Annotated in this window: 10 protein-coding genes and 3 tRNA genes; 9 read left to right on the plus strand and 4 right to left on the minus strand. The window is 69.6% G+C overall.

Annotated elements, in window-relative coordinates; translation table 11 throughout:
* Positions 1–17 precede the first annotated feature (17 nt).
* Complete coding sequence (locus ASD56_RS05590; protein ID WP_055962238.1) at positions 18–377, plus strand: hypothetical protein; 360 nt, start codon at positions 18–20, stop codon at positions 375–377.
* 25 nt (positions 378–402) lie between these two features.
* On the plus strand, positions 403–918 hold the full coding sequence (locus tag ASD56_RS05595; protein WP_055962241.1) for a glycine cleavage system protein R: 516 nt from the start codon (positions 403–405) through the stop codon (positions 916–918).
* 314 nt (positions 919–1,232) lie between these two features.
* Here the strand turns inward: ASD56_RS05595 and ASD56_RS05600 are convergent.
* The 3 genes from ASD56_RS05600 to ASD56_RS05610 all read right to left on the minus strand — a co-directional run bounded on the left by ASD56_RS05600 (position 1,233) and on the right by ASD56_RS05610 (position 1,562).
* Positions 1,233–1,305, minus strand: a tRNA-Phe gene (locus tag ASD56_RS05600).
* Between the two features lie 83 nt (positions 1,306–1,388).
* Positions 1,389–1,462 (minus strand) — tRNA-Asp (locus ASD56_RS05605).
* A gap of 27 nt (positions 1,463–1,489) precedes the next feature.
* Positions 1,490–1,562: transfer RNA gene (locus ASD56_RS05610), tRNA-Glu, on the minus strand.
* Between the two features lie 220 nt (positions 1,563–1,782).
* On the opposite strand from ASD56_RS05610, the gene ASD56_RS05615 reads away from it, so the two are divergent.
* The gene (locus ASD56_RS05615) at positions 1,783–3,147 is read left to right on the plus strand and encodes a peptidoglycan DD-metalloendopeptidase family protein (protein ID WP_055962244.1); all 1,365 of its coding nucleotides are present in this window, start codon (positions 1,783–1,785) and stop codon (positions 3,145–3,147) included.
* A gap of 57 nt (positions 3,148–3,204) precedes the next feature.
* Here the strand turns inward: ASD56_RS05615 and ppa are convergent, their stop codons facing one another.
* A complete protein-coding gene (ppa, locus tag ASD56_RS05620) occupies positions 3,205–3,738 on the minus strand; it encodes an inorganic diphosphatase (RefSeq protein ID WP_055962247.1) in 534 nt (177 codons plus the stop codon).
* A 100-nt stretch (positions 3,739–3,838) separates the two neighbouring features.
* Here ppa and tilS point away from each other — a divergent pair, with 100 nt between their 5' ends.
* The 6 genes from tilS (at position 3,839) to ftsH (ending at position 10,292) form a co-directional block, all read left to right on the plus strand.
* Positions 3,839–4,834 carry a tRNA lysidine(34) synthetase TilS gene (gene tilS / locus ASD56_RS05625; RefSeq protein WP_055962250.1) on the plus strand — a complete coding sequence of 332 codons (996 nt, stop codon included), beginning with the start codon at positions 3,839–3,841 and terminating at the stop codon, positions 4,832–4,834.
* A gap of 72 nt (positions 4,835–4,906) precedes the next feature.
* Positions 4,907–5,176 carry a hypothetical protein gene (locus ASD56_RS05630; protein WP_055962253.1) on the plus strand — a complete coding sequence of 90 codons (270 nt, stop codon included), beginning with the start codon at positions 4,907–4,909 and terminating at the stop codon, positions 5,174–5,176.
* Positions 5,173–7,071, plus strand: coding sequence for a hypothetical protein (locus ASD56_RS05635; RefSeq protein ID WP_055962256.1), 1,899 nt, complete (start codon positions 5,173–5,175; stop codon positions 7,069–7,071). The genes ASD56_RS05630 and ASD56_RS05635 overlap by 4 nt, the downstream gene beginning before the upstream one ends.
* Positions 7,072–7,137: 66 nt before the next feature.
* On the plus strand, positions 7,138–7,575 hold the full coding sequence (locus ASD56_RS05640) for a hypothetical protein (RefSeq protein WP_157535773.1): 438 nt from the start codon (positions 7,138–7,140) through the stop codon (positions 7,573–7,575).
* Positions 7,576–7,594: 19 nt separating this feature from the next.
* Entirely contained in the window at positions 7,595–8,146 is a 552-nt protein-coding gene (gene hpt / locus ASD56_RS05645) for a hypoxanthine phosphoribosyltransferase (protein ID WP_055962262.1), read from the plus strand.
* A gap of 139 nt (positions 8,147–8,285) precedes the next feature.
* Positions 8,286–10,292, plus strand: coding sequence for an ATP-dependent zinc metalloprotease FtsH (ftsH, locus tag ASD56_RS05650; protein ID WP_055962265.1), 2,007 nt, complete (start codon positions 8,286–8,288; stop codon positions 10,290–10,292).
* Positions 10,293–10,300: the final 8 nt, after the last annotated feature.

Genomic DNA, 10,300 nt, shown 5'->3' on the forward strand with positions numbered 1-10,300 from the left:
CTGCTAGGCTCGCCGCCGTGCTGCCCCCGGACTGGATCGAACACCGCCGCGCCGACGGCGAGGTCGTGGGCTGGATGGTGCCCGACGGCGAGGGCTTCCACGTGCACGACCTGCTCGGCCGGCCACGCACCGCCGAGCCTCTCGAGTGGCTGGAGGCCGAGGAGCTGCTCGACGAGCTCGGCATCGGCTATCTCGCCGACCGCTGGACTCTGCGGTTCGCCGACGGCACCGAGCGCCCGGTGCGCATCGCCGAGGCGGGCCCGCGCGGCGTGACCGTCGTCGCGGACGAGTTCGGCGCCGCATCGGCCGTCGGCGGTGCCCTCGAGCGGTTCCGCCTGGCCTTCCCGGCGCCGACGGAACTGCGACCCTGGTCCTGACGGTCCCGCTCGCTACGCTGTCGCCATGACAACGCTCGTCCTCACCCTCGTCGGCGACGACCGCGCCGGCCTCGTCGCGGCGGTGGCCGATGTCGTCGACGCCCATGGCGGCAACTGGGAGGACAGCCAGCTCGCCGAGCTCTCCGGTGCCTTCGCCGGCATCGTGCAGATCTCCGTCGAACCCGCGAGCGCCGATGCGCTGCGCGCCGCGCTGTCGGGCCTGGATGGACTGCTCACGGTGACCGTGCACTCCAGCGAGAAGACCGGATCGGATGCCGCGGCCCCGCGTCAGCTGACGATCGGCGTTCTCGGAAACGACCGGCCGGGCATCGTGCGCGAGATCTCGTCGGTCCTGCGAGCCCACGACGTCAGCATCGACCGCATGACGACGGGAACTCGGGATGCCGCGATGTACGGCGGCCGGCTCTTCGAGGCGACGGTGAGCGCCCGGGTCCCGGCATCCGTCGATCTGGCCGAGGTGAAGGCGGAGCTCGAGCGGCTCGCGACCGAGATCCAGGTCGACGTCACGCTCGGCGGCTGATCGCACGCGGAAGGGTTTCGGTCCCCCCGGGAGTCCGATTGCTCGGTCACTCCCGAGGGGGCCGTTTCGCTCCCCCCGAGCGAAGAAAACCCCTGCGGCCCCACACCGCTTCCCCTTGATTCGTGCGGCTCTCGGATTCGTTCACCCCCCAGTGCTGCCGAATCCGAGATTTGCACTACGGCCAAGATACATGTCCCCCATATGGGGGACAAGTCGAGATTGTCATCTTCAGCGTTTCCTGAGGTTGACGCGGACCGGAAGCCGAAGCGGGCATGAAGAAACCCCCTCCTGTAGAAGCCAGAAGAGGGTCTCAGTGGCTCCGACGGGCGTCGATCCCGTGACCTCACGATTTTCAGTCGTGCGCTCTACCAACTGAGCTACAGAGCCGCGCGGCATCCGCGGAATTGCTTGCGTTCCTGCCGCGTCCTAGACGAAAGGCCCTCTTCGAAAAAAGGGCCCGTCGCTCGGAGCGACCCTGACGGGACTTGAACCCGCGACCTCCGCCGTGACAGGGCGGCACGCTAACCAACTGCGCTACAGGGCCATGCGTATTCAGTTGTGTTTTCGGACGTGACCCCAACGGGATTCGAACCCGTGCTACCGCCGTGAAAGGGCGGCGTCCTAGGCCGCTAAACGATGGGGCCGGGTGAACCCGAGGGGCTCACGCTTACCGAGGGTCAAGCATACGCAATGGATTGCGAATGCGCCAATCGAGGGCGTGGCGCCCTTGTGGATCGGCCCATCCCGGTTGACACTGGCTACGTGACCGCTGTCCCGACGCGGGCATCGAGGTCGTTGCGCACTGTTGCGCATGTGAACGATGTTGTTAGTGTGAAAGAAGTCGACTTCGCGAGGGGAGGGCCCGTGGCACTTTACGATGCCTCCGACGCTGACTGCGGCTGCGCGCCGACTCCGCGTGAGAAGCGCCTGCTGTGGCCCGCCGCGGTGAGCCGCCGCGGCGCCCTCGGGCTCGGTGCGATCGGCCTCGCCGTCATCGGCGGTGTCGTCAGCCCTCTCATCTCGCCGGCCTTCGGCGCGCAGTACCCGTCGTGGCCCGAGGTCGAGGCGGCCAAGGCGAACGAGGCGGCCAAAGCGGCCGAGGTCGCCAAGATCCAGGCGCTCATCGCCGGACTGGCCCAGGAGGTCGCCGACAAGCGCGCGCTCGCCCAGGTGGCAGCCGACGAGTTCTACGTCGCCCAGCAGGAGTTCTTCGACGCCGCCTATCGAGCCGAGCAGCTGCAGCTGCAGGCAGACGCGCAGGCCCAGCTGGCCGTCGACTCCGCCAACAAGGCCGGACGCGCCGCGGCGCAGTTGTACCGCAACGGCGGAGACGACACGTCTCTCGAGCTCTTCTTCTCCGGATCCGCCGCGAGCGCCGACGACCTGCTCGCGCGCCTGGGCACGATGGACAAGCTGATCGAGCGCAACCAGGCCGTCTATGCCGACGCCGTCACCGCACGCGACTCCGCTCAGTCCCTGAGCAATCAGGCAGAGGAGCAGCGGGTCGAGCGCGACCGCCTTCAGAAGGTCGCCGAAGAGAAGATGATCGCCTCGCAGGCTGCCGCGGACGCCGCTCAGGCAGCGCTCGACGAGCAGACACTCCGTGAGGGCCAGCTTCAGGCGCAGCTCGCAGCGCTCCAGGACACGACGGCTCGCACTGTCGCGGCGTACCAAGAGGGCGAGCGCATTCGTAAGGAGCAGGAGGCGGCCGCCAAGGCGGCAGCCGCGGCCGCCGCGAAGGCGGAGGCCGATCGGCTCGCCCAGCAGGGCGGCGGCGGCGGAGGAGGAGGCGGCGGAGGAGCGGTCGTCGGGTCCGGCTGGGCTCGGCCGTCGTCCGGGCGGCGCACGTCCGGCTATGGACCCCGTGTCCCGCAGTGTGGCAGCAACGGCTGCTCCAGCAGCTATCACCACGGCGTCGACCTCGCGGCCGGCTGCAGCTCCGGCATTTACGCCGCCTCGGGTGGACGCGTTGTGTACTCCGGCTACAACGGCGGTTACGGCAACTACATCAAGATCGACCACGGCGGCGGAGTCGGCACCGGTTACGCGCACATCCGCCCCGGTGGGCTCTTCGTCTCTCACGGTCAATGGGTCAACGCCGGCCAGCTCATCGCGAGCGAGGGCAACACGGGCGGCTCGTTCGGCTGCCATCTGCACTTCGAGGTGTACATCAACGGCGGCACGGTCAACCCGATCAACTTCATGAGCGCACGAGGCATCTCCGTCTGACGCTCAAAACCACGAAGAGCGGATGCCGAAGCATCCGCTCTTCGTATGTGAAGCGTCTCAGAGGGTGTTCGGCGCGACGCCCTCACCCTGGGTTCGCGTCTCGGCGTCGTGCTCCTTGAAGCGGTCGAACGCCTCGCCGACGAGTCGCTCGGCCTCGGCCGCGCTCGCCCACTCGTCGACCTTGACCCACTTGTTGGGCTCGAGGTCCTTGTAGTGCTCGAAGAAGTGCTCGATCTCCTTGCGGGTGAACTCCGGGATGTCGTTCACGTCCTGGATGTGCGCCCAGCGCGGGTCCTTGGCGATCACGGCCACGACCTTGTCGTCGCCGCCGGCCTCGTCGCTCATCTTCAGCACGCCGACGGGGCGGACGCTCGCGAGCACGCCGGGGGCGAGGTCGAAGTCGAGCAGCACGAGCACGTCGAGCGGGTCGCCGTCTTCGCCGAGGGTGTTCTCGAAGAATCCGTAGTTCGTCGGGTAGCCGAACGCGGTGTAGAGGATGCGGTCGAGGAACACGCGGCCGGTGCCGTGGTCGACCTCGTACTTCACGCGGCTGCCGCGCGGGATCTCGATGACGGCGTCGTACGCGCCCATGTGGTGCTCCTTCGGAAAGACGGGGGAATGCCGCGACAAGCCTAGTCGCGGGGCGCCGCGCGTTTCCTCAGGGTCCTCGGCCGCCCGGTACCGTGGGCGGGTGGACGAGCGCCGACCGAGTCTGGACCCCGCTGTCGCCGAGGTGCGACGGGCGGTCCGCCGCGCGCTGGAGGGCCGTGCCCCCGGATCGACAGTGGTCGTCGGGCTCTCCGGTGGCGCCGACTCCCTCGCTCTCGCGGCGGCCACCGCGTTCGAGGCGCCGAAGCTCGACCTCCGGGTCGTCGCGGTGACCGTCGACCACGGGCTGCAGCAGGGATCTGCGGATGCCGCGGCCAGCGCCGCCGCACAGGCCGAGCGCCTCGGGCTCGAGGCCTGGGTCGTGCGCGTCGAGGTCGGCGCCGACGGCGGTCCCGAGGCCGCCGCACGCGCCGCGCGCTATCGCGCGCTGCGCGACGCGGCCCGCGACCTCGGCGCCACCGCCGTGCTCGTCGGGCACACCCTCGACGACCAGGCCGAGACCGTGCTGCTGGGACTGGCCCGCGGTTCCGGCGGCGGCAGCCTCCAGGGTATGGCGGCCGAGTCTGATCTCGACGGGGTCGCGCTGCTGCGCCCGCTGCTGGATGTGCGGCGCGAGACGACCCGCGTCGCGTGCGCGGCCGAGGACCTCGCGCCGTGGGACGACCCCCACAACCTCGATCCGCGGTATGCCCGGGTGCGCGTGCGCACCGCCGTGCTGCCGGTGCTCGAGGCCGAGCTCGGCCCGGGCATCGCCGAGGCGCTGGCCCGCACGGCGACCCAGCTGCGCGAGGACGCCGAGGCGTTCGACGAGATGATCGACGAGACCATCGAGGACATCGTCGAGCACGCCGAGGCCGGCATCTCCGTATCGGTCGCGGCGCTGGCTGCCAACCCGGCTGCGCTGCGGCATCGGATCATCCGGCACGTCGTGGCGAGCGAGTTCCACCAGAGCCTCACCCGCACGCAGACGCTCGAGGTCGCCAGGCTCGTGACGGACTGGACGGGTCAGGGACCGATCGACCTCCCCGGATGCCGCGCCCGCCGCGTCGGCGGACGCATCGAGTTCACCGCGCGCTGAGCGGGCGCTGCTCGGCATGGGGAAATGTCCCCTCACGCCCTTGGCCTTCGCATGGCTAGCGTGAGTGGCGACATGGCAGACGTCGAGTTCTCACACTCCGATTTCACCGCGGCGGTCTCGCACCTGCTCGAGGCGGGCGCCACCTCGGTCGATGCGTACTGCGTGGCGTTCGGCGCCCTCGGGTCGGACATGGTGGAATCGGCGCTCGCCGATGTCGACGCCCTGGTGCGGCAGGCGATGACCGAGCTGGCCGATGTCGGCGGCGACCTGTCGATCGACGTCGGCACGGTGCACACCGAGCTGCGCGAACTCGACGCACGGCTGGTCGGGGCCGACGGATGACGCTGCCGGGCCTCGCGGCCGATCCCGGCGAGGGGGACGTCGACGGCATCCGCGACCTCGCGAAGCTCTTCCGGGGCCGGGCGGACGCGCAGCGCGACGGGGGCGCCTCGTCGCAGAGCGCGCTGAGCGCGCTTTCGCCGGTGTCGGCGCAGAGCGTCGACGCCCTGCGTCCGCGCATCACCGTGCTCGCGGCCCGGTTCACCGAGGTGGCAGACGCCGCCGACGAAGCGGCCGGCGCGCTCGAGGACTACGCGCAGGCTGTGGCCGATCTGAAGCGCCGCGCCGCCGCCGTGCTCGTCGACGCCTCGGCCGACTTCGCCGCCATCACGACCCGGCGGTCCGCCGCACTCGACGCCGCCTCCGAATTCGTCGTCGGCTGGGCGCTGGAGTGGGACGACGTGCTGCCGTCGTGGGCGTACCTCGACGACCCGTCGCTGCTCGACAGCTGGCAGGGCGCAATCGACGACTTCCACGAGTCGCGAGCCGCCTACAACGCGCTGCGCGACGAGCGTGACGCGCTCGACCACGACACTGCTGCCCGGCTGTCGGGCATTCCGCTCATCGCCGCGATCACCCGGAACGGCCTCGTCAGCGCGTCCGGCTTCGTCGCGGCGACCGCCCTGTGGGCAGGCGACACCGGCGACGTGACCGCCGAGCAGGTGGCGGCTCTGAGCGACCCCACCCTCGTGCGGCAGGTGTGGGACAGCCTCGATCGCGCGCAGCGCGACGCACTCATCGCCGGTTCACCCCAGGTCATCGGAAACCTGGACGGCATCCCCATCGCAGACCGCGTCGAGGCCAACCGGCTGAACATCGAGGCCGAGATCGGCGCGCGCCGAGCCGAGATCGACCGGCTGGAGGCCCTGCGTGACGCCGCGCTCGAAAAGGCGTACCACAGCCAGGACGCGATAGAGCGGGAGTTCGACGCTCTCATCGCCGAGCAGCAGCGACTGATCGACTCCTACGATGGACTGCTCTCGCAGGAGGTCCGTGTGACCGAGGAATCGGGCAGCTCGCGCGTCGAGATCGGGGCTCGAGTAGTGGTCTTCGACCCGTTCCTCGGCGCGATCGCGACGTATCACGGGCCTATCGACCCGGTGACGGGGGACATCCCCTCGTGGGTCGAGTCCGTGGCGATCTCGGTTCCGGGAACCGGATCGAACATGACCGACTTCGGCGACGGCCGCGCCGCCGACCTCCAGCACGCCGCGGGCCGCCGCTCCGCCGTCTTCCAGTGGGCGGGCGGGGCGTTCCCCCAGTCGATTCCCGACGCGATGAGCGCCTCGTACTCGCACGACCTCGCGCCGCGCCTGCGCGACTTCGCCGCCGGCATCACCCTGCCCGCGAACGGATCGCTCACGGTGATCGGACACAGCCATGGTGGCGCGACCGTCGGGCTGGCGGAGGCGGCCGGACTGCGCGCCGACCGGGTGCTGTACGTCGCCGCGGCCGGCATGGGCGATGGCGCCTCGGGCGTCGCAGACTTCCCTCATACTTCAGACGTGCCTCACTACGCGATGATGAGCCGCAACGACCTCGTCGTGGGGCTCATACAGGGTCGCCAAGGCGACCTCCACGCCCTGCACGGACAATCGACGCTCACCGCCGACGGCGTCGTGCGACTCGAAACCGGGTGGATCGATGCGTCGGATCCCGGCAGCGACGACATCGAGGACTACAACGTCCCTGGCAACGGCACCCCGTCGGCGATAGACAGCCACAGCTCGCTCTACACGCCGGGCTCGACCGCGTTCGAGAACATGGTGGCCGTGATCACGGGCGGCCGGGCCCAGGTCTTCGCCCAGGACGAGCTCATCATCGCCGGCGGCCGCCCGATCACGATCGACGGCATCGACCGGGATGACTACGAACCCAGCTACGTGGACGTGGGGTGACCAGTGCGCCGACTCATCGCCGCCGTCGTGGTCACGGCCCTCGCCCTCACTCTCGGAGGATGCAGCATGCCCGCAGAAAGCCGGCTCGACGACTTCCACGCCGAGGCCGATCGCCTCCTCGCCGACACGGTGGCGGTCGTCCCTGAAGATCTCATCGCGCAGCGCGCGTTCTCGGAGTCGGAGCCGCGATTCGGCCCGACGGAGGGAGCAGCCGCCCCGGGCGATCCGGCATGGTGGCAGGCGCGGGAGGATCTGAATCTGATCGCCGAGACGGATGCCTCGGCCAGCGCCTTCGACGCCGTCTCGGGGTATCTCTCGCAAGAGGGCTGGTCTCAGTCGCGCGTCCGCGAAGTCGACGGCTGGGTCACCGAGGGGTTCCGGAAGGAGCTCGACAGCGGCGAGTGGTACATCGAGGTGACCTGGGTCCCGTCGGCCCCGGGCCTGGCCGAGATCCTCGGCGTGCTCGTCGTCAGCCCCCAGACCGTCCGCGGCGACGCCGGCTGACCCCGCCTAGACTCTCCCCATGCGCGCGGTCGACATGCAGAGCGAACTCACCCGGATCCTGGTCACCGAGGAGGAGATCCTCGCGAAGCTGGACGAGATCGCAGCCCGCGTCGCCGCGGACTACGAGGGCAAGGACCTCCTGCTGGTCGGCGTGCTCAAGGGCGCTGTCATGGTCATGGCCGACTTCGCCCGGGCGCTGCCGACGAGCGTCCCGATGGACTGGATGGCGGTCTCGTCCTACGGCGCCGGCACCAAGTCCAGCGGTGTGGTGCAGATCCGCAAGGACCTCGACACCGACCTGCACGACAAGCACGTGCTGATCGTCGAGGACATCATCGACTCGGGCCTCACCCTCAGCTGGCTGCTCGAGAACTTCGCCTCGCGCGGTGCGGCGTCGATCGAGGTCTTCGCGCTGCTGCGCAAGCCGGATGCCGCCAAGGTCGAGGTCGACTGCAAGTACGTCGGCTTCGACATCCCGAACGAATTCGTCATCGGCTACGGACTCGACTATGCCGAGCAGTACCGCAACCTGCGCGACGTCGCGATCCTGGCCCCGCACGTCTACAGCTGACCCGGGGGCGATTACGCCCGGGGCGAATGCACAGACTGGTCATAGGGGCCCCGCGATACCCTGATTCCACCGTCGGCGACCCCTCTTCCCGTCGTACGGCGGTTCGTTCGACGAAAGGGATCGGGCTCGCGCCCGCACCATGGCCTTGAAGAAGATCACCCGCAACCCGCTCTTCTACGTCCTGATGATCGGCGTTCTGCTCATCGTGGGCTTCTCCCTCATCTCGAGCCTGAACAGCGCGAAGCAGATCTCGACGCAGGAGGGGCTCGAGCTCCTCGAGGGCAGCACGGTCACCGAGGTCGTCAACACCGACGGCGACCAGCGCGTCGACATGACCCTCTCGGAGCCCTACGACGGCGCGACCGACGTGCAGTTCTACTACGTCACGGCGCGCGCCTCCGAGGTCGTCGATGCGATCAACGCCGCCGACCCGAAGGACGGCTTCAACGACGCCGTCCCGCGCGCAACCTGGTTCGACGGGTTCATCTCTCTGCTCCTGCCGATCCTCCTTCTCGGCCTCCTCTTCTGGTGGCTGCTCTCCAGCGCCCAGGGCGGCGGCAGCAAGGTCATGCAGTTCGGCAAGTCGCGCGCCAAGCTCGTGACGAAGGAGATGCCGCAGGTCACGTTCGCGGACGTCGCCGGCTCCGACGAGGCGATCGAGGAGCTCGAGGAGATCAAGGACTTCCTGAAGGACCCGTCGCGGTTCCAGGCCGTCGGCGCCCGCATCCCGAAGGGCGTGCTGCTGTACGGCCCTCCGGGAACCGGCAAGACGCTGCTGGCCCGCGCGGTCGCGGGTGAGGCCGGCGTGCCGTTCTACTCGATCTCGGGTTCGGACTTCGTCGAGATGTTCGTCGGCGTCGGCGCGAGCCGCGTGCGCGACCTCTTCAACCAGGCGAAGGAGACCTCGCCGGCCATCATCTTCATCGACGAGATCGACGCCGTCGGCCGCCACCGCGGCGCCGGCATGGGCGGCGGGCACGACGAGCGCGAGCAGACGCTCAACCAGATGCTCGTCGAGATGGACGGCTTCGACCCCAAGGTCAACGTCATCGTCATCGCGGCGACCAACCGCCCCGACATCCTCGATCCCGCACTTCTCCGCCCCGGCCGCTTCGACCGGCAGATCGGCGTGGACGCGCCCGACTACAAGGGCCGTACCAAGATCCTCGAGGTGCACGGCCGCGGCAAGCCGCTGGCCGACGGCGTCGACCTCGAGGTCGTCGCGCGCAAGACGCCCGGCTTCACCGGCGCCGACCTCGCCAACGTGCTCAACGAGGCCGCGCTGCTGACGGCCCGCTCGAACGCGCAGCTGATCGACAACCGCGCGCTGGACGAGGCCATCGACCGCGTGATCGCCGGTCCGCAGCGCCGCACACGCGTGATGAAGGACAAGGAGAAGCTCATCACCGCGTACCACGAGGGCGGTCACGCGCTCGCGGCGGCGGCGATGAACCACACCGACCCGGTGACGAAGGTCACCATCCTCCCGCGCGGCAAGGCGCTCGGCTACACGATGGTGCTCCCGCTGGAAGACAAGTACTCCGTCACCCGCAACGAGCTGCAGGATCAGCTCGCCTACGCGATGGGCGGCCGCGTCGCCGAGGAGATCGTGTTCCACGATCCCACCACCGGCGCCTCGAACGACATCGAGAAGGCTACGAGCATCGCCCGCAAGATGGTCACCGAGTACGGCATGACCGGCGACATCGGCCCCGTCAAGCTCGGCCAGTCCTCGGGCGAGGTCTTCATGGGCCGCGACATGGGCCACGGCCGTGAGTTCTCGGAGCGCGTGGCCGAGCGCGTCGACGTGCAGGTGCGCGCGCTCATCGAGCAGGCGCACAACGAGGCCTACGAGGTCATCAACGCCAACCGCGACGTCCTCGACAAGCTGGCGCTCGAACTCCTCGAGAAGGAGACGCTGGACCACCTCGAGCTCGCCGAGATCTTCAAGGACGTCAAGCGCCTCCCGCCGCGTCCGCAGTGGCTCTCGAGCGAGCAGCGCCCGGTGTCGGTGCTGCCTCCGGTCGACGTCCCGACGCGTCGCGAGACGGTCGGCACCGCCGCGCAGACCGAGGCCGAGCAGCCTGTCGCCGAGAAGGCCGCGCAGCGCCGCCCGACCGGTCAGGCTCGCCCCGCGACCGCGTAGGCGCAGCC

It is taken from the genome of Microbacterium sp. Root166 (assembly GCF_001427145.1).
Classification (GTDB): domain Bacteria; phylum Actinomycetota; class Actinomycetes; order Actinomycetales; family Microbacteriaceae; genus Microbacterium.

Coding starts and splice junctions, on each gene's coding strand:
- ASD56_RS05595 (WP_055962241.1), top strand. CDS start 403: ATGACAACGCTCGTCCTCACCCTCGTCGGCGACGACCGCGCCGGCCTC.
- ppa (WP_055962247.1), bottom strand. CDS start 3,738: ATGGGCGCGTACGACGCCGTCATCGAGATCCCGCGCGGCAGCCGCGTG.
- ASD56_RS05630 (WP_055962253.1), top strand. CDS start 4,907: ATGGCAGACGTCGAGTTCTCACACTCCGATTTCACCGCGGCGGTCTCG.
- ASD56_RS05635 (WP_055962256.1), top strand. CDS start 5,173: ATGACGCTGCCGGGCCTCGCGGCCGATCCCGGCGAGGGGGACGTCGAC.
- ASD56_RS05640 (WP_157535773.1), top strand. CDS start 7,138: ATGCCCGCAGAAAGCCGGCTCGACGACTTCCACGCCGAGGCCGATCGC.
- hpt (WP_055962262.1), top strand. CDS start 7,595: ATGCGCGCGGTCGACATGCAGAGCGAACTCACCCGGATCCTGGTCACC.
- ftsH (WP_055962265.1), top strand. CDS start 8,286: ATGGCCTTGAAGAAGATCACCCGCAACCCGCTCTTCTACGTCCTGATG.